Here is a 21,633-nt window from a genome sequence, read left to right as displayed (position 1 = left end):
TGTTTTTTATCCTAACTATCATTAAAATCGAGCTTTACTCGCTTACCTGTTGCTATATGTCTTGCTTCGAACGTATTTTGTGATTTTTTCTCAAGAGCCTCACCAACAATTGTTTCTGGATTATCAGTAAATATTCGTCGGGTATGCCCTTTTGCATCTGTGATACCACTAACCATTTGTCCATTAATTTCAATTTGATAAGGATGGAAAGGTAAAGGCTTGCCGGTTTCATGATCCGTTAGAATAAAAAATTCGCTACATCCATTGACATAAGGTAAGCTAAGATAAGGCGTCGGTATTGAAGCTGGCCCCATTTTCTGCAATGCATTACTTTTTATATAAACATTATCCGCCGTGCCCAGTTCAATTCCTTCACCACTGAGTTTGATGTATGAACCGCCACACATTAACGTCAGCTCTTTACTTGCGGTGACCGTTAATTTTCCATCGACACTGTCTATTTTAATATCTTGCTTAGCGGCCATATTCAGGTTGGCATTTTGCGCTTGTACTTCAACATCTCCCTGATTAGCAAAGACCTTCATGCCTGATTTATGGGAAAATAAGCCGATTGATTCCCCTGATGAAAGCGTGATGTTTTTTAAGGCATTGATGTCTGTCTGGTTTTCACTGGTCACCGATACACTGTTTGAAGTTGATAGTTGGATGTTTTCCGGACTGGTTAAAGCGATACCTTCTTGTGCATAAGCAATAATGCCACTTTGGGCTAACTGGGTTAATGTCGCTTTAAGTTGCGCCTGACTGCCGGTATCCGCATCATGGGCATCAGAGGCAATTGCTGCATTTTGTAGCGCTTTGGCTATCGATAACGCATTTTCCAGTTGGGCAATGGCACCTTGCATATCCAGTTGTTTGCCCTCTGCCTTAGGCTCGGTCTGACTGGTTAGGTATAAGCCTTTATTAGCAGCAATCGCTCCCCACTCATCAGTGCGCAATTCAAACCCTTCACCGCGCTGCTCTTTGTTTTGGTCAACTAAATGCCCGATGTTAAGCTGGGTTTTACCGTATTCGGTGGCTAACTTAATGTGCTCTTGCCCACGTTTATCATCCATCCGCAGTTTGTTGTTAGCTGGAGTACGAATGACATTACGATGTTTATTGATGGTGGTCACATGGTCAGGGTGAGTGCTGTCATGTAGTGCGTGCGCTATGTATGGTCTATCCGGATTACCTTCGCTAAAAGCGATAGCAACGCCTGTGCCATCAATTAACGGAAAATGAAAACCATAAGTACTGCCCGCATACGGTTTAGCCAACCTTACCCATAAGCTCTCTTCGCCGTTTTTCCATGTCTTGAGGTCAAAATCAAACTTAACTCGGTAACGACCCATTGTGTCAATATACCCATAGGTATCATTGTCTGGACTGGTGACTCGCGCCGGTAAGGTACCTGCAACTTGTGGCCAGGGTAATGGCATTGGTCGATATGGCTTTAACACATCGTACGGGATAGCAGTAAAGTGACATTGGTAAGCATCACTGCGGTCTGCGTAACTCTGGGTCGAGAGAATGATAACCCCTTCATTAATACCTTCTATTCCACTATTATCAATAATAATTCGTTGACCCGGCAGTAAGTGGTAGTCATTACATTCTCCCTGAATAATCATCTTTTGACTGAGATGTGCTTCATGACGTATGTTAGCATACCACTGCCCGCTTTCAATTTGGCTATTATCGCCTTTGCTTTTGTAGTGTTCGCCGTAGCGGTATTCTGTGCCTTGAGTGGTGCTATCTTTGGTATCGGCATTAACAAGGGAATATTGATTACTATCTGCGGTGCGGTAGTTGTAATCCTGTGTGATAATTTCTTTTGCCTTGGTATAGCTACTAAACTGTAAGTCCCATACACTGTTTTTTCTGCCATCAACCATACCACTTGGCGCTTTCAGGATAATATGTCCCGCATTCTCATAGCCTGCTTCATAATCACTAAGAACTAGCACATCACAGTGGTGGTCACTGTGGCTTTCAAAGCGAAACCAAATACCAACATCAGCCAGCAAACGCTGAATAAATGCCAAGTCACTCTCTTGCCATTGCGTAATAAACTCACGTGCTGGGTAGCTATCTTTCAGTTCAAGCCGATAATCAATCCCCGTAAAACCATGTCGCCTGAGCACCTCTTCAACCACGCTTACTACACTTTGGTTTTGGTAAATTGCACTAAAATGGTCATTTGCAAATAAAGCCAGACGTGGTTGTAAGGTGACCTGATAACGGGCTTCATCTTTACTGACAGATATCAAACTAAACTCAGTAATAACGCCATATAATGTGTGTGGTAGGGTTGGTTTTTCAAGGGAGCTGATTTGAGCAATTTGTGAAATAAGACTCGAGGTTTCAAAGGTGAGTGATGCAGTTTGACTCAGTACGGCATCAATAGCCATTTGTTTATTAGATGTTGTAAAGGTAATATCGTAACGCCAAGGCTGATTTAATGACGCTTGTCCTTCAATTGATAATACGGATAATCCAGCGCTAGCATCAATTCCATCAATTATTAATGTATATTGATTTTTGGGACTGCCACTCGCAACAGAGGTTAGCGTATCTGTCACTTTTTCTATCGTGACCATGTTGATTCCTTATTATTTGCACTCAAATTTATAATTATTTAATTCTTAAGTAACTTTATAAAACAATAACGATAAGCAGTTTTGTTATTATAAAATAGTTGATCTTTTAGGTTAGATCAATACCCTTTGTAATTGGGTTATTAGGATCGTGTATGGTTTATATTGTCGGTAATTTTTAGATAAGAATTACTATATAAAACACCTGTTTCGCATGTTTTATAACCTTTTTAAAAATGATTGGGATCTAATTAGACAGATAACTTATCTCATATCATTGATTTAAAACAATTATAATAAGTTATAAATTACGCTGTAAAAAATATTTAGGAGTGTATGCCGTTTGATTGTATATTAATATCTGTATTTAGTTTTAAGTGTCGATAGGTTTATAAGAGACTTGTGAGATTGATATTTTATAGTTCTGTCTTAGCATCATATTTATCACTTCACGACTGCTTTTTATTGGTTTGTTTTGGAAACATATTAAATAACATTAGTTTTTTTATGATGATTACATATTTCAAGTAGAAAATCTTGATATTGTATACTTCTTTGTAATTATGATATCTGATCTTCACCAACATATTAGGCAATAAATTGAACGAGAAAGCTAAAAAAAGCTCCGATTATGTTTACGCCATTGAGTTAAATAATAATATGCCTTTAATCACACCTTACTAACAATTTTTGCGTATAAAATTATCAAAGTAAAAAGCAATAGAGGAATTACCACATAATGAGCTTAACGATTCCTGATTTATTTAGATCTATGAAAAGATTATGAGAAAGAAAAAGCTAGATGGATTAATGAAAAGAAGAGATGATGAAGCTAAATTTTTCGCAAATGGATTATAGTAATGAAGAAAGTTCTACTATTTATATTTATATTTATATTAATATTTATAAGTAACAATGTTTTTAGTGATGTTAGCACAATAGATAAAATGTTCAGATAAGGGTAACAAAGGCGAAAATGTTGATAATGTAATAAAAAAATCAATTTGGTGACTAATTCTTATGCCGAATGACGAACAAATTTTGAGAAAATAAATAAAGCAAAAGCATTTAATTCGGTTTCTTTCAAATAAGGTGATGCAATGAAATATAAAATAGTACTGTTTATGTTATTAAGTTTAATTTTTACCATGTCAAATGCTTATTCAGATGAATATTTTGAATTAGATAGCATTCCAGAAGAATATCGATTCCCTAAATATAATAATATTGCCCATCCTCCAATTGATATTGAATATAAAGGCCATAAAGGAACAGCGATGTTTCTTAGTAATACTTTTGAAGACGGAAGGCGTAATTTAGAGGTGTATTTTTTAACAAATAATAATAAAGAATTGAATAAAGCGTACGAACTTTATACATATCAATATGGTGATGAAGAACTAGTAAGCGCTTTTGAGTATGTTGATAAAAAAACAGGTGACAAATATATTTATATGTTGCTTAAAGACACTTTAACGCCAAACAAATCCTACAGCTATCGCATTACTGAATTACCTTTATATATAGAAGAAGATGGTATATTGAGGGCGTTATTTTTTATAGGGGATGATAACAGTTTATCAAAAATTCCTTGTATTGATGATTTTGAAACCGATAGACGTTGTGAATTTTCGACGAAAGAGGGATTGATAAAATATCTTGATAGAGAGAAAAAATGGTAAAAAGTATTGAAGTAATAATATTATTAAGCGATGAGGTACCATTCATTACATCAATTAGCTAATTAATAATATAACATAATGTTTAAGATATTAATGAATGCCAGATAATAAGAATATTTCATCTGTTAACCATTAATCCTTTCTTTATTTTTGAAAAAGTTGCGTTTAAAAAAACACAACTTTTTCTCGGTAATCATCTAACTTTTTTATGTTATTCTTCCAAATCCAACTTTCTGGCTAGTGAGCGAGTTGTTTTTCAATATCGGTTATTTCTTGTTTATAATTTTGAATTAAACAAAACTTAACGTTAGATAAATAATGAGCAGTCTTTCTATCACCAGGAACTGGAGGCGGTAACATTAAGCAATCTGAAGCCATTTTTTGCTGTACTTTTGAATAAGATTTTTTGTGAACTTTTATGAATATGAACGAGTTATATTTTATTTTTATCGGTATATGCGTTGTTATTGTGTCAACAGTCATCAGATTCAGTAGATTAAATAATAAAGATAATAATGGTATTATAATTTTTGATTCAATACTTTTATTATTCCTCACTTTAGCATTGCTAAGTATGTTACCCAAATAAAGAATGTACCAAACTTATAAAGTAGTATCTTTAATCTGATCATAACCTAATATGAGCTTTGAATTAAATCTCTAAGTAATAGCCTCAAACTTATGTCAATGCTTTTGCTCAACTTAACTTAGGTATTATTCAAATGGCTTAATCAAACTACCAGCAAGCATGTATATTATCATCATCATACCCTAATGTCGCTAAACCAGCACTATTATTTCCAGTTGATGTTGCAAGCGCTGCTCTACTTCGTATTTTAGCGTTCATTTTTTTCTTTCTTCTTTACTCATATAAGCATCATAACCCACAGCTACAGAACAGAATATGCCCTTAAACTCTGAAAGTGAACCAGCAAATTTTACTAAATTTTTAGGGGGTAAAATGGGATCAGTAATACTGATCCCCGTTTTTTTAATAACTCTTCTTTATTATTATAAAGAATATCTGTTCCATCATATTTTGCGTAGGACATGATAGACCTTTTATCTAATTTATTCGATAATTGAAAATTGTTTCCCATCCACCATTGGGTACTGGATTATTTTCTTCATACTCTCTTTGTTTTCGCTCTTGTTCCCTTTTTTCCCACTCTTTTTCGTATTTCATGAAAATCGCTTTTAATGCTACGACTTCTTGTTGCTGAGATTCATAGCGATAAGAACTATAACCAACTTGCAATTTGCCAAAACGACAACGCTCTAACCACTCTTCTATTTCATCAGGTTTAGTCCATTCATATATCGCTTCGCAGATAAATAGTCCTAAACTTATCCATGGATTTAGTGCATATATAAATAATACTATTACACTTTTACCAACAGAAATTGCTATTCTTGTTAAAATAAATTTTTTAACAAGAGCTGTACTTATTAATTTAAGACTGGTATTAGTAATTTGAAGTAAGCTTTTCTTTCCTAATTGCAAGAATATATCAACGGTACTAACAATAGACGTAATCATTCCCATCCAATAAAAGGCTTTTTCTTTTTTTGTTTTATTTGACGTATCCTCATTCCAACTTGTACCAATTTGGATAACATTGGAAATAAAGCCAAAAATGTTACCAAAAAAGCCTAGCTGCTTAAGTATTTTTTCATTTAGCCGATTATTTTCACCATGAACAATAACAAATTTAAAACTTAACGAGATTATTCCTGTTGCCGCCATTACGAGTTTATAATTTTCTTCAAAATATTGTGCTCGGGTTTTATAACTATCATCTGAAATTATTTCATATAAAGTTTTTAGTTGATAGAACGCCATAAAACCAATTAATCCCTTGCCGGCTGCTCTGCTACTTATAATACTTGATATTTTTTGATTGATGGCTTGATAAGCAATGCTCAATTTTGTGCCTGCTGTATTAATATAACTATCTACTGATTTTTTAATGCGATTTGACCAATTATAATAAGATTCCATTTGTCTCTGTAAAGCCGATTTAGATAAATGAGGCGATGGATTAGTAGCAACAAAAAAAGCTTCAGCAAAAGCAGACGAAATATTACCGCCTTTGAGTTGCAAATATTTCAGTAGAACTACTGATGTAGCAAATATTTTTTCTTTAATAGGTTTTATATAATTAGCCGTAATTTGGGTATTGGTTGAGTTGTCTTCTAATAAAAAATTACGTTGTTCGTTGAATAAATCTGCTAATTCGTTAGTTGAATCAAGTGGAGAAGATTTATTCTCTTTGTCTAAAATGCTAAAATCGAAGTCAATCAGTGCTTTCGCCCAATCTTCAAATATTTTGGCTTCTTCAGATTCTTCATACTCTTCTTGAGAAAAGCTTAAAACAGATGACAATTTATCTAATAATTGCCCATAATCTTGTCGTTGCATTGGTGTTGTTTTATCTAAGCCATGCATAAGATTAATGTATTTTTGCTGTTGCTCTTTAGTTAATTTTCGTTTGGCAAATACTGCCGACCAGACTATATTATGTGCATCTAAGGTTTCATCAGTAATGAATTGTGTAAATAGATCAACAATTCTATCATTATTAACATGCGTTCCTAATGTCATTAAAATATCGTTTGCAAATGCAAGATAATCATCACTATCTTGTGCAAAATCATCGGCAGCCAATGATAGCGGGTGTTTTTCCTTTTGTTTAAAGCAATCAACCCATTTAATTAAATCTTCAATTAATCTTTCAACATAACTTCCACTTTCTTGTAAAAATTGATTATATTTTTTTCTGTAATTATCATAAGCAAAGGAGCCTGATTCAGTGTGCAATAATCTATTTTTATACTTACGCCAACGCTTTTCACCCGACGCTTGAGTCCCGTTTTGTTGATGCCAACTTGCTTCATATTCTTTAGCTTTTACTTCAAGCTCATTTCGAATTAACTTACATTGATTTTTTAATTTTTCAATTTCATTTCTATGTGATGTCTTATTTAATTCAAATATATCTTCAAGAATACTTGCATACCTATCCTCGCCTAACTCTTTTAATAAGTAGTTTTCCTCCGTGAAATTTACTAATTCTTTGGCATTCGTTTTACAAGTATACAAATAAAGTTCTGAATCAGACATATAGATGTCATAGGGATATTTTGGATCATATATTATATGCTTTTTTGCCTGATTGATAATTTTAATTACTCTTTCGCCTTTTGCTTTATCTGCTGTAGACCATCCCGGTATTCTTCTTGACGTAGGCGGTAGACCAAGGGCGCTTGGAGGATCTATTTCCTTTGTTCTATAATGTTCGGCATTTGAAAGATATTCTTTATTTTTTTGTCGAATATGTTCTTTAAAATTTTGCTGATTATTAATTAAATCATCATTTTTAATAAATTGCTCAAAAAATTCAATACTACTGCATGTTGAGTTTTCCCATTGTCTTTCTGTTACAACTTTTTTAAATGCTGCAAGTGCGCTATTACTCCAATTACTTAATTCAGCAACAATTCCAACACTATCCATCAAAGCTACCATCATAGCCGGAGCTTTTGTATTATTACGTTGTTTTGATTGGATCTTACGATATATAAAAGCTGAGTAACCTTCTGTTAACTGAGAGGATTCTTTAGAATAGTATGATAAATTAAGCCAAGGGGTTAAAGTTGTTCTTCTTTTAAACAAAGATTTATCATATTGAAAGACCAGATCCTCATAGATTTCAGCAATTGGACTTTTTGAAATCGGGGAATTATTATCCCGATGATTATATAAATAAGGAAATATTTCAGGATATTTACCATAAAATATATTAGATACATCATTCGGTTGTAATAAATAATTATAATATTGACCTTCTATTGTACTGGCTATCGCTTCTTTAGTTACAGGGGTGACACCATTTGCGCTTTCTTGTTTTTGTAACCACTCTTTTGGTCTTATAACCTGCATACGAATATCACGTTTATCTTCTTCATTAAGATATTTTCTTAAAGTATCTAGACTCCATTTATGTTCACTATAAGCTAACCATGCTTTATCACATTTATCGGGTTTGGCCAGAACTATAAATGCAATATAACTTGATTCATGTGCACTATTACTGCAACTTGTTTCAATATCATTTAATGGAATGGTCTGTTGCTCGTTATTCGCATTTTTTATATCATCACCGAACCGTAATAAATCTAATTCTTTGCTAATATCTATCTGCCAAAATCCACCATTTTCATCCACTTTATATATCGAAACGTCTAAATCTGTTGCATTATCTTCATATTGACTAAGAATATAAAGATAACCTTTTCTAGTCGTTCTTAGTACATATTTACTATCTTTATTTAAGGATAAAAGTTCTTTTTTTTCTGCCCATTTTGGTAAATTAGCAGCCATTTCTACTGGAGATACAGCATAACGAACAGGATAAATGGGTAATCCACAAGAACGACATTTTTCACACAGACTCATTTCTTTTTCCTATTTTGTTCATGTTTAAATCATCTTTAATTTTATTCCATTGTGACGAGGTAATATTTTTTAGTTGTGCAATCAATGGGCAATTATCATTTTGTTTAATAACTTGAGAAATAACATCATGGTCGATAAATTCAGGATGGATGGTTAAACTGTAATAAGCGTATTCTGATAAGTCATTTTTATTTTTATATCCTCTTCTTTCCGCATTTTCAAAAGCTTGTAATATTATTGTATCTGCTTGACTTTCTAACAACGTATATTGAGGATGAAAAAAATGGTAACGAGCAAGTGTTTGATTACGGCTTTCAATCCAACCGATTTGTCGCCATTGCTTTTCACTAATAGAATAATTCAAAAATGCATGTCGACTGATATTTCTAGGATTTTTTTCTATAATTAATTGTCTATCACTATTTATATATAACCAAAAATAGAGAGACCTAATTAACATGTTCTTTTGATTGTCAGAAAAAATACGCAATAATACAGATAGTACTGTCGGATCGTAATAACGTAACAGTTCAGTGGTGTTATTATTCTTTTGAATAGCTGTAAGACCCATATCTTTGACTAACATTTCAATCTTCAATGGCGAAAAAATCCAACCATATACACAGCGAGGTTTTGCGAATAACGTATTTTGAGGTGCTACTTCTAAGTAAAATTGTTCAATACTTTGTTGTAATATTATTCGATCTTGTTCTTTTGCTAAATTAAGTTTAATTAATCCAGGTGTAGGCTTAATGTTGTAATTTATATATTGAAATAATACTACCTCTTTTTTTACTATTTTATTCTCAAAGTTTGTTTTATTATTATTTGATTGATAGATAAGATAAAAATATCCATCAGTTTGTAATGATAAATCTATAATTTTTTGAAAAATTTCCTTAATTTTTCCAGATTTAACTGTTAGTATTACTTCATTATTAGTATTCATTATTTATCCCAGTGTAACGCTACCTTTTTGTAAATTACTTGCTTCCTGAAGTGATGCTTCACAACCAGTTGGTAACTTAGGATTTATTTGTTTACTTGTCGAACCCATTTTCTGCAATGCATTACTTTTTATATAAACATTATCCGCCGTGCCTAGTTCAATCCCTGCGCTACTAATTTTGATGTATGAACCGCCACATATTAAGGTAATTTCTTTTGCGGCTGACCAATCAACACTGCCATCTACGCTATCTATTTTAATATCTTGTTTGGCGGCCATATTCAGGTTGGCATTTTGCGCTTGTACTTCAACATCTCCCTGATTAGCAAAGACCTTCATGCCTGATTTATGGGCAAATAAACTAATTGATTCCCCTGATGAAACCGTGATGTTTTTTAAGGCATTGATGTCTGTCTGGTTTTCACTGGTCACCGATACACTATTTGATGTGGACAGTTGGATATTTTCCGGACTGGTTAACGCTATCCCCTCTTGTGCATAAGCAATAATGCCACTTTGGGATAACTGGGTTAATGTCGCTTTAAGTTGCTCCTGACTGTCAGTGTCCGCACCATGGGCTTCAGATGAGTTTGCTGCATTTTGCAGTGCTTTGGCAATTGATAACGCATTTTCAAGCTGGGTAATGGCACCTTGCATATCAAGTTGTTTACCCTGTGCTTTAGGCTCGGTCTGACTGGTCAGGTATAAACCTTTATTGGCAGCAATCGCTCCCCACTCATCAGTGCGCAGTTCAAACCCTTCACCGCGCTGCTCTTTGTTTTGGTTAACTAAATGACCGATGTTAAGCTGGGTTTTACCGTATTCGGTGGCTAATTTGATATGCTCTTGCCCGCGTTTATCATCCATCCGCAGTTTGTTGTTAGCTGGAGTACGAATGACATTACGATGTTTGTTGATGGTGGTCACATGGTCAGGGTGGGTGCTGTCATGTAGTGCGTGTGCTATGTATGGTCTATCCGGATTACCTTCGCTAAAAGCAATAGCAACACCTGTGCCATCAATTAACGGAAAATGAAAACCATAAGTACTGCCCGCATACGGTTTAGCCAATCTTACCCATAAGCTCTCTTCGCCGTTTTTCCATGTCTTGAGGTCAAAATCAAACTTAACTCGGTAACGACCCATTGTGTCAATATACCCATAGGTATCATTGTCTGGACTGGTGACTCGCGCCGGTAAGGTACCTGCAACTTGTGGCCAGGGTAATGGCATTGGTCGATATGGCTTTAACACATCGTACGGGATAGCGGTAAAGTGACATTGGTAAGCATCACTGCGGTCTGCGTAACTCTGGGTCGAGAGAATGATAACCCCTTCATTAATACCTTCTATTCCACTATTATCAATAATAATTCGTTGACCCGGCAGTAAGTGGTAGTCATTACATTCTCCCTGAATAATCATCTTTTGACTGAGATGTGCCTCATGACGTATGTTCGCATACCACTGCCCGCTTTCAATTTGGCTATTATCGCCTTTGCTTTTGTAGTGTTCACCGTAGCGGTATTCTGTGCCTTGAGTGGTGCTATCTTTGGTATCGGCATTAACAAGGGAATATTGATTACTATCTGCGGTGCGGTAGTTGTAATCTTGTGTGATAATTTCTTTTGCCTTGGTATAGCTGCTAAACTGTAAGTCCCATACACTGTTTTTTCTGCCATCAACCATACCACTCGGCGCTTTCAGAGTAATATGTCCCGCATTCTCATAGCCTGCTTCATAGTCACTAAGGACTAGAACATCACAGTGGTGGTCACTGTGGCTTTCAAAACGAAACCAAATACCAACATCTGCCAGCAAACGCTGAATAAATGCCAAGTCACTCTCTTGCCATTGCGTAATAAACTCACGCGCTGGGTAGTTATCTTTTAGCTCAAGCCGATAATCAATCCCCGTAAAACCATGTCGCCTGAGCACCTCTTCAACCACGCTTACTACACTTTGGTTTTGGTAAATTGCACTAAAATGGTCATTTGCAAATAAAGCCAGACGTGGTTGTAAGGTGACCTGATAACGGGCTTCATCTTTACTGACAGAGACCAAACTAAACTCAGTAATTACGCCATATAATGTGTGTGGTAAGGTCGGTTTTTCAAGGGAGCTGATTTGAGCAATTTGTGAAATAAGACTCGGGGCTTCAAAGGTGAGTGATGCGGCTTGACTGAGTACGGCATCAATAGCCATTTGTTTATTAGATGTTGTAAAGGTAATATCGTAACGCCAGGGCTGATTTAATGACGCTTGTCCTTCAATTGATAATACGGATAATCCAGCGCTAGCATCAATTCCATCAATTATTAATGTATATTGATTTTTGGGACTGCCACTCGCAACAGAGGTTAGCGTATCTGTCACTTTTTCTATCGTGACCATGTTGATTCCTTATTATTTGCACTCAAATTTATAATTATTTAATTCTTAAGTAACTTTATAAAACAATAACGATAAGCAGTTTCGTTATTATAAAATAGTTGATCTTTTAGGTCAGATCAATATTCTTTACATTTGGGTTATTAGGATCGTGTATGGTTTATATTGTCGGTAATTTTTAGATAAGGATTACTATATAAAACACCTGTTTCGCGTGTTTTGTAACCTTTTTAAAAATGATTGGGATCTAATTAGACAGATAACTTATCTCATATCATTGATTTAAAATAATTATAGTAAGTTATAAATTACGCTGTAAAAAATATTTAGGAGTGTATGCCGTTTGATTTTATATTAATATCTGTATTTAGTTTTAAGTATCGGTAGGTTTATAAGAGACTTGTGAGATTCATATTTTATTTATATTTTTAATATTAATTAAAATAACGTTTCAGTAACGGTATACCTAATTTGATTTAAAAGTGTATTATCAACTATAGATAATTAATAAATCAGGAATTTTTTTGGTAAGTCAGAATAAACAAATAGGTTACTAACTCTGCATTATTTTTGCTAGTAACCTGCATTATAATATTAAAATCTGGCTGGGCTTTTAAGTTTAAGATATTGCCCCATTGTGACGTTATTGTACTTTTCTTGCCACTCTTTCGGCATACCGTGTTTCTTTAACCATGCTTTAGCTTCATCTGTAATTTCAGTTATTTTTCCATTAGGATATTCGTTTAGACATACATCTGAACCTTGTGGTATCCGTTCCGTTACTCCTTTTCCAAACTCTATGGCTTCTGAATCTTTTTGAGGATTACCTGTAACCCATCCAGTAACACTACCTCCTGGGGCAAAACCAATAATAATAGTATCATTATAACCAATTTTATTTTTATTAAAGGCTTCAGAATAATAATGATGTGCTTTTACCATTTCTTGGCGTGCCCACAATGGCATCACTAATTTAGTACGATAAAAAGTTTGGTCGGCAAAAGATGACCAACAAATAAAGAATTCCTCGGGTAAATCAGAATAGACTGGCAGATGGCTAAATCCAAATCCTGTTTGCCATTGACCTGGTGTCTTATAATTTTGATTATCCCTAGCGACAATATCAATAATTTTGTATTTATTTGATTGGGTTCTTATCATAGTAGAAGTCACCGTTGCTGGAAAATAATGTGGATGACGACCACTAATATACCATTTGCTATAAGGCATTTTGGGTAAATTGGGATCGATTGGTTTAGATTTAATTGGTGATTGGCAACCACTGATTAGTAACGTCAAACAAAGGGTGGAAATGAGTAATTTTAACATAGGTTTTCCTTATTGTTTATTGATCTGGATGAACCAGTCGTTGCCAACTACCTTGGTCATTACTAAGCGTTTCATTTTTTGATACCCTTAACTTTTTTCATATCATAATATCCAATCTGTAAATAATCGTTATTCATTTCATTTTTATTGCAGGCTTTAGGTAATATTTAATATTTTCTTATAACTTATCAAGTAATTCGTATTTTATTTATATTTTTAATATTAATTAAAATACCGTTTCAGTAACGGTATAGCTAATTTGATTTAAAAGTGTATTATCAACTATAAATAATTAATAAATCAGGAATTTTTTTGCTAAGTGAGAATAAACAAATAGGTTACTAACTCTGCATTATTTTTGCTAGTAACCTGCATTATAATATTAAAATCTGGCTGGGTTTTTAAGTTTAAGATATTGCCCCATTGTGACGTTATTGTACTTTTCTTGCCACTCTTTCGGCATACCATGTTTCTTTAACCATGCCTTAGCCTCATCTGTGATTTCTGGTATTTTTCCATCGGGATAAGGATTTGGACATACATCTGAACCTTGCGGTATCCGTTCCGTTACTCCTTTTCCAAACTCTATAGCTTCTGAATCTTTTTGAGGATTACCTGTAACCCATCCAGTAACACTGCCTCCTGGGGCAAAACCAATAATGATAGTATCATTATAACCAATTTTATTTTTATTAAAGGCTTCAGAATAATAATGATGTGCTTTTACCATTTCTTGACGCGCCCACAATGGCATCACTAATTTAGTACGATAAAAAGTTTGGTCGGCAAAAGATGACCAACAAATAAAGAATTCCTCGGGTAAATCAGAATAGACTGGCAGATGGCTAAATCCAAATCCTGTTTGCCATTGACCTGGTGTCTTATAATTTTGATTATCCCTAGCGACAATATCAATAATTTTGTATTTATTTGATTGGGTTCTTATCATAGTAGAAGTCACCGTTGCTGGAAAATAATGTGGATGACGACCACTAATATACCATTTGCTATAAGGCATTTTGGGTAAATTGGGATCGATTGGTTTAGATTTAATCGGCGATTGGCAACCACTGATTAGTAACATCAAACAAAGGGTGGAAATGAGTAATTTTAACATGGATTTTCCTTATTGTTTATTGATCTGGATGAACCAGTCGTTGCCAGCTACCTTGGTCATTACTAAGCGTTTCATTTTTTGATACCCTTAACTTTTTTCATATCATAATATCCAATCTGTAAATAATCGTTATTCATTTTATTTTTATTGCCGGCTTTAGGTAATATTTAATATTTTCTTATAACTTATCAAGTAATTTATATTTTATTTGTATTTTTAATATTAGCTAAAATAACGTTTCAGTAACGGTATAGCTAATTTGATTTAAAAGTGTATTATCAACTATAAATAATTAATAAATCAGGAATTTTTTTGGTAAGTGAGAATAAACAAATAGGTTACTAACTTTGCATCATTTTTGCTAGTAACCTGCATTATAATATTAAAATCTGGCTGGGTTTTTAAGTTTAAGATACTGCCCCATAGTGACGTTATTGTTTTTTTCTTGCCACTCTTTCGGCATACCATGTTTCTTTAACCATGCCTTAGCCTCATCTGTAATTTCTGGTATTTTCCCATCGATATAAGGATTTGGACATACATCTGAACCTTGCGGTATCCGTTCCGTTACTCCTTTTCCAAACTCTATAGCTTCTGAATCTTTTTGAGGATTACCTGTAACCCATCCAGTAACACTGCCTCCTGGGGCAAAACCAATAATAATAGTATCATTATAACCAATTTTATTTTTATTAAAGGCTTCAGAATAATAATGATGTGCTTTTACCATTTCTTGACGCGCCCACAATGGCATCACTAATTTCGTACGATAAAAAGTTTGGTCAGCAAAAGATACCCAACAAATAAAAAATTCCTCGGGTAAATCAGAATAGACTGGCAGATGGCTAAATCCAAATCCTGTTTGCCATTGACCTGGTGTCTCATAATTTTGATTATCGATATTGTCAATAACAATAATTTTGTATTTATTTGATTGGGTTCTTATCATAACATCGTAAACTCGAGTTTCAAACAGATGTGGATAACGACCACTAATATACCATTCGCTGTAAGGCTTTTTGGGTAAATTGGGATCGATTGGTTTAGATTTAATCGGCGATTGGCAACCACTGATTAGTAACGTCAAACAAAGGGTGGAAATGAGTAATTTTAACATAGGTTTTCCTTATTGTTTATTGATCTGGATGAACCAGTCGTTGCCAGCTACCTTGGTCATTAAGATGGGGCTGGTGAACTTGCAATAAACCAGTTCTCGCCTGTTCTTTGGCATTTTTTGCCGGCCAGCTAATTTTGACGATTTGACCGGTGTTCTTATCTATCAATTCTTTTTCTGCTGGTTTGGTATAAAAATAACGTTCGTACTCCGTGGATGAGTGGACATAATTATTTAAAATTAAGCGTTTTTCAGCATCTGTTAACTGATAATTTTGATAATTGTCGGCAGCTTTAATTATTTTAGTTGTAACACTTTGTAATTCATTAGGAATCGCATAATCTATCCAAAAAGATGAAAAATTACATTTCTGTCTAACAGCTTCATTATACATTATTTTTAAAGCGATGCGATCAAGACCAAATTTGATGATTCTCTTGATACGAATCACACCATAAGCATTTGTATAAGATTGATTATCGTATTTGACCGGCGTTGTCCACTGATAGAAGTTTTCTTCACTTAATCCATAAAAAATATAATATAAATCTGGATGCTGTTGGATCTTGATAAGTGCATTTTGTAATTTTTCGCGAATATTTGATGATTGATTTAAATAGAGATCAGTTTGCTGATAAACATCGGTAATATAGAGATTCTCTTCTATATCATTATTTGGATATCCACCACCTATATCTGAATGAGAACCAGGTACAATTACTTTTTTAAAATAGCTTGGTACCGTATTAAGTGAAAAATTGTGCCGGTATTCATGCGCTGCCTCAATATGTAAACCCGCATCCGTTGAGTCAGGATGAATATGGATATCAATATCAAAGGTGTTGGCATCACCAGCATCAAATAAATTCTCAGGTCGACCAATCCCCGCAACGGTATCAAAGATTCCCAAAAAGGATACGCGACCATTTACATGTCCCTGCCAGTGATCGCTAATTTTGCCATCTAAGGTCTGGTTTAACATTTTGGTTAGCGGGTTATTATTTCCTCGTTTATCATCGTATTTCAATTTATCGGCAACAAAATTAGTAAAGTAGCGAGCCGTTGCTGCGCCTCGACTAAAACCAAATACATTATATTTAATCTGTTGGATGCGTAATTTAGGGGTTTTCTCCAAAAATATCTTTAATTGTTTATCTATCTCAACAATCGCTCGATTAATTTTGCCTTTAATTCCAGTTGAACCTAGTCCAGTGGCAAAGCCAATATTACTATCTGTTTCACCTATTCGGCTCCCAACCCCCTCAATATAGACTTTTAATTGACAATGAACGATTCCATTTTTATCTTTTGGAAGTGATGAGAACTCTTTTTTTTCATCGCTGACATACATTAGATATAGTTTGTGAACATTTGAATGTTCATTAGTATAACTGGTATTGAATACTGGAAAGTTGATTTCTGGTGTTTCACCACGTGCAAGCGCTTGCTGATATTCCTCTCGCATAGCTATATTGATCGAGTTATTGGCGGTACCGTCAAAAAATACCCCTATAGTTAATATAACTTCCTGTGGGCGTTTAATCACTTGCTGATGTACTGCAACTTCACCATTCGGTGAAACATTTTTTGTTGTAGCCGTAGTAAATGTTTTTTGCGTCTTGTTATTCATCGTGATCCCTTATATTAATCGGACTAATTGTATATTAACTGATTCAAGGGAGTCAGTATAAAATGCTTTAGTTCTTCCATCTTCATCGGTTAAACCATGTATTTTTCTACCATCAGGTAGCTCTGCAATATAAGGTTCATTAGCATATACCATACCTTGCTCATCAACAAAATGAAATCTAATACCACTTTCGGTAATCTTTTGTGGTAGTTCGATATCTGGACATTCAATCTTCTTAGGCCCCATTTTTTGCAATGCACTACTTTTTATATAAACATTATCAGCCGTACCCAGTTCAATTCCTTCACCGCTGAGTTTGATGTATGAACCGCCACACATTAACGTCAGCTCTTGACTTGCGGTGACCGTCAGCTTTCCATCGACACTGTCTATTTTAATATCTTGTTTGGCGGCCATATTTAGGTTGGCATTTTGCGCTTGTACTTCAACATCTCCCTGATTGGCAAAGACTTTCATGCCTGATTTATGGGCAAATAAACTAATTGATTCCCCTGATGAAACCGTGATGTTTTTTAAGGCATTGATGTCTGTCTGGTTTTCACTGGTCACCGATACACTGTTTGACGTTGACAGTTGGATGTTTTCCGGACTGGTTAAAGCGATACCTTCTTGTGCATAAGCAATAATGCCACTTTGGGCTAATTGGGTTAATGTCGCTTTAAGTTGCGCCTGACTGTCGGTATCCGCATCATGGGCATCAGAGGCAATTGCTGCATTTTGTAGCGCTTTAGCTATCGATAACGCATTTTCCAGTTGAGCAATGGCACCTTGCATATCCAGTTGTTTGCCCTCTGCCTTAGGCTCGGTCTGACTGGTTAGATATAAGCCTTTATTAGCAGCAATCGCTCCCCACTCATCAGTGCGCAATTCAAATCCTTCACCGCGCTGCTCTTTGTTTTGGTCAACTAAATGCCCGATGTTAAGCTGGGTTTTACCGTATTCGGTGGCTAATTTGATATGCTCTTGCCCGCGTTTATCATCCATCCGCAGTTTGTTGTTAGCTGGTGTACGAATGACATTACGATGTTTATTGATGGTGGTCACATGGTCAGGGTGAGTGCTGTCATGTAGTGCGTGTGCTATGTACGGTCTATCCGGATTACCTTCGCTAAAAGCGATAGCAACGCCTGTGCCATCAATTAACGGAAAATGAAAACCATAAGTACTGCCCGCATACGGTTTAGCCAACCTTACCCATAAGCTCTCTTCGCCGTTTTTCCATGTCTTTAGGTCAAAATCAAACTTAACTCGGTAACGACCCATTGTGTCAATATACCCATAGGTATCATTGTCTGGACTGGTGACTCGCGCCGGTAAGGTCCCTGCAACTTGTGGCCATGGTAATGGCATTGGTCGATATGGCTTTAGCACATCGTACGGGATAGCGGTAAAGTGACATTGGTAAGCATCACTGCGGTCTGCGTAACTCTGCGTCGAGAGAATGATAACCCCTTCATTAATACCTTCTATTCCACTATTATCAATAATAATCCGTTGACCCGGCAGTAAGTGGTAGTCATTACATTCTCCCTGAATAATCATCTTTTGACTGAGATGTGCTTCATGACGTATGTTAGCATACCACTGCCCGCTTTCAATTTGGCTATTATCGCCTTTGCTTTTGTAGTGTTCGCCGTAGCGGTATTCTGTGCCTTGAGTGGTGCTATCTTTGGTATCGGCATTAACAAGGGAATTTTGATTACTATCTGCGGTGCGGTAGTTGTAATCCTGTGTGATAATTTCTTTTGCCTTGGTATAGCTACTAAACTGTAAGTCCCATACACTGTTTTTTCTGCCATCAACCATACCACTTGGCGCTTTCAAAGTAATATGTCCCGCATTCTCATAGCCTGCTTCATAATCACTAAGGACTAAAACATCACAGTGGTGGTCACTGTGGCTTTCAAAGCGAAACCAAATACCAACATCTGCCAGCAAACGCTGAATAAATGCTAAGTCACTCTCTTGCCATTGCGTAATAAACTCACGTGCTGGGTAGCTATCTTTTAGTTCAAGCCGATAATCAATCCCCGTAAAACCATGTCGCCTGAGCACCTCTTCAACCACGCTTACTACACTTTGGTTTTGGTAAATTGCACTAAAATGGTCATTTGCAAATAAAGCCAAACGTGGTTGTAAGGTAACCCGATAACGGGCTTCATCTTTACTGATAGATATCAAACTAAACTCAGTAATAACGCCATATAATGTGTGTGGTAGGGTTGGTTTTTCAAGGGAGCTGATTTGAGCCACTTGTGAAATAAGACTCGATGTTTCAAAGGTGAGTGATGCGGCTTGACTCAGTACGGCATCAATAGCCATCTGTTTATCAGATGTTGTAAAGGTAATATCGTAACGCCAAGGCTGATTTAATGACGCTTGTCCTTCAATTGATAATACGGATAATCCAGCGCTAGCATCAATTCCATCAATTATTAATGTATATTGATTTTTGGTATTGCCATTCACATCAGAGATTAGCGTCCCTGCTACTTTTTCTATCGTAACCATAGAGATCCTTTATTATTGTTTAATTCTTGAGTGGTTTTATGAATGAATAACGATAAGCAATTTTGTTATTATAAAATAGTTGATCTTTTAGGTTAGATCAATACCTTTTATAATTGGATTATTAGAATCGCGTATGGTTTATATTGTCGGTAATTTTTAGATAAGGATTACTATATAAAACAACTGTTTCGCGTGTTTTGTAACCTTTTTGAAAATTATTTAATCCAATCAGATAGATAACTTACTCATATCATTAATTTAAAAAATTACAGTAAATTATAAATTACGCTGTAAAAAATATTCAGAGGTGTATACCGTTTTATATTAATATCTGTATTTAGTTTTAAGTGTCGGTAGGTTTATAAAAAATTTAAGTTGTCATATTTTGGAGGGGGATCGTCATGACAACTTTATTTGATAAGATGACTTTAGAAAAAAAGTAAATTATTTCAATCAGACCATTATATATAACCAGTTAAAACTTTTATAAATGATCCTTACTAGGAACATCAATCTTTCCAATTCAGATTTAGTTACAGCATACCATTTCGTAAAATGACCTATTTTGATTATAAATCCACATCTTATAACATATTTATAGGGTCACTTACAGTTAAATTTATAAACAATTATCATTATTACAATTGAATAATTAACGATTTTTTTGAAATAATTATACATATTGTTTTTTTATTTAAAAAATTGGTAAGGATATGCATATTTGGCAATACTACAGTCAAAATTTGTTTCATCACATGATAATAAAGTGTATTTATTATTGTTTTTCATATAAACTTCACCAAGTAAAGTAAAATCAAAATCTTTTTCATTTAATTCAATTTCTGATTTAATAAAGCCAAATCTATAATTAGTTTTATCATTAAGTTTTATTGAAACAAAGTAATAAGGTGGGTGGTGTTCAATAATTTCGAAGTTTAATCCGCCATTATCGCATTCTTTATTCGGAGTAATAGGTAAAATTGCATAAGGGTGATTAAAATCATTATCATGATATAGTTCAATTGACCACCATTTTGAAGCTGGATTCAAATAAGCATTATTTAGTGCTTTTTTTAATAATTCTATAGGTTCATTGAAATATATTTTACCTTTTGTGAAAGGAATCCCCTGACTTGATGAAATCAAAATACAATAGTCGGGTTGTTTTGTTGAAGTAATTGTTAAAGTCTCAATATCCTTTCCGTTATAATAAGAAATAGAACTATTATTTACAGCTAATACAACTTTATTGGAAGCAAAAATATCAATAGTATAAAAAAATAAAAGTAAAAACGTATAATTGATTATCTTTATCATTAGAAATTAACCTCTAATTCATTTGTTTTGTAGTTATAAAATAAATCTCTTACTGTAATAATTAATTGAAATTGATGCATATATAGAGTTGGAACTCTGCTCCAAAAATATCCTGCTAGTGAAGTATGTGAGACTATTGTTGGAGCGTAAAAACCTAAATATATAGTCAATTATTGTACAAATGTTACACAGCTGTTACTATAAATTGAATAAGGCTTTCTATTAGGATCATCATTTTCTTTTATTTTATTTCACAATATTCTACTGCCTTATCATATATGTTGTCACTCCTAAGAATTCCTCCATCAATTCTTCCTTTTGTCCTGATTATGGGCAAATAAACTAATTGATTCCCCTGATGAAACCGTGATGTTTTTTAAGGCATTGATGTCCGTCTGGTTTTCACTGGTCACCGATACATTGTTTGAAGTTGATAGTTGGATGTTTTCCGGACTGGTTAAAGCGATACCTTCTTGTGCATATGCAATAATGCCACTTTGGGATAACTGGGTTAAT

Annotated in this window: 12 protein-coding genes; 1 reads left to right on the top strand and 11 read right to left on the bottom strand. The window is 34.6% G+C overall.

The features are described 5' to 3' along the window. Positions 1-11: 11 nt before the first annotated feature. On the bottom strand, positions 12-2,600 hold the full coding sequence (locus FPB0191_RS05080) for a type VI secretion system Vgr family protein (protein WP_052236779.1): 2,589 nt from the start codon (positions 2,598-2,600) through the stop codon (positions 12-14). 1,097 nt (positions 2,601-3,697) lie between these two features. On the opposite strand from FPB0191_RS05080, the gene FPB0191_RS05075 reads away from it, so the two are divergent. Next, positions 3,698-4,279: a hypothetical protein gene (locus FPB0191_RS05075; RefSeq protein WP_146202394.1), complete on the top strand. Its 582-nt coding sequence runs from the start codon at positions 3,698-3,700 to the stop codon at positions 4,277-4,279. 1,066 nt (positions 4,280-5,345) lie between these two features. Here FPB0191_RS05075 and FPB0191_RS05065 read toward each other — a convergent pair. The 10 genes from FPB0191_RS05065 to FPB0191_RS12560 form a co-directional block, all read right to left on the bottom strand. Then, positions 5,346-8,738 carry a T6SS effector BTH_I2691 family protein gene (locus FPB0191_RS05065; protein ID WP_039104448.1) on the bottom strand — a complete coding sequence of 1,131 codons (3,393 nt, stop codon included), beginning with the start codon at positions 8,736-8,738 and terminating at the stop codon, positions 5,346-5,348. Further along, entirely contained in the window at positions 8,725-9,687 is a 963-nt protein-coding gene (locus tag FPB0191_RS05060) for a DUF4123 domain-containing protein (RefSeq protein ID WP_039104446.1), read from the bottom strand. Before FPB0191_RS05060 ends, FPB0191_RS05065 begins: the two co-directional genes overlap by 14 nt. A gap of 3 nt (positions 9,688-9,690) precedes the next feature. Further along, positions 9,691-12,081, bottom strand: coding sequence for a type VI secretion system Vgr family protein (locus FPB0191_RS05055; RefSeq protein ID WP_052236778.1), 2,391 nt, complete (start codon positions 12,079-12,081; stop codon positions 9,691-9,693). 591 nt (positions 12,082-12,672) lie between these two features. Then, complete coding sequence (locus FPB0191_RS05050; RefSeq protein ID WP_039104444.1) at positions 12,673-13,407, bottom strand: DUF2931 family protein; 735 nt, start codon at positions 13,405-13,407, stop codon at positions 12,673-12,675. Positions 13,408-13,789: 382 nt separating this feature from the next. After that, positions 13,790-14,524, bottom strand: a complete 735-nt coding sequence (locus FPB0191_RS05045; protein WP_039104442.1) for a DUF2931 family protein — start codon at positions 14,522-14,524, stop codon at positions 13,790-13,792. Between the two features lie 382 nt (positions 14,525-14,906). Beyond that, on the bottom strand, positions 14,907-15,641 hold the full coding sequence (locus FPB0191_RS05040) for a DUF2931 family protein (RefSeq protein WP_039104440.1): 735 nt from the start codon (positions 15,639-15,641) through the stop codon (positions 14,907-14,909). 16 nt (positions 15,642-15,657) lie between these two features. Next, the gene (locus FPB0191_RS05035; RefSeq protein WP_039104438.1) at positions 15,658-17,268 is read right to left on the bottom strand and encodes a T6SS phospholipase effector Tle1-like catalytic domain-containing protein; all 1,611 of its coding nucleotides are present in this window, start codon (positions 17,266-17,268) and stop codon (positions 15,658-15,660) included. A gap of 9 nt (positions 17,269-17,277) precedes the next feature. After that, the gene (locus FPB0191_RS05030) at positions 17,278-19,800 is read right to left on the bottom strand and encodes a type VI secretion system Vgr family protein (protein WP_052236777.1); all 2,523 of its coding nucleotides are present in this window, start codon (positions 19,798-19,800) and stop codon (positions 17,278-17,280) included. Positions 19,801-20,490: 690 nt separating this feature from the next. Next, positions 20,491-21,117 (bottom strand): hypothetical protein, encoded by a 627-nt coding sequence (locus FPB0191_RS05025; protein ID WP_039104436.1) that lies wholly within the window; start codon positions 21,115-21,117, stop codon positions 20,491-20,493. 305 nt (positions 21,118-21,422) lie between these two features. Further along, positions 21,423-21,584, bottom strand: a complete 162-nt coding sequence (locus tag FPB0191_RS12560; RefSeq protein WP_419185260.1) for a DUF2345 domain-containing protein — start codon at positions 21,582-21,584, stop codon at positions 21,423-21,425. Between the last annotated feature and the right edge of the window lie 49 nt (positions 21,585-21,633).

It is taken from the genome of Frischella perrara (assembly GCF_000807275.1).
In the GTDB taxonomy this organism is placed as follows: Bacteria; Pseudomonadota; Gammaproteobacteria; order Enterobacterales; family Orbaceae; genus Frischella; species Frischella perrara.
This window is presented reverse-complemented; position numbering and strand designations above follow the sequence as displayed.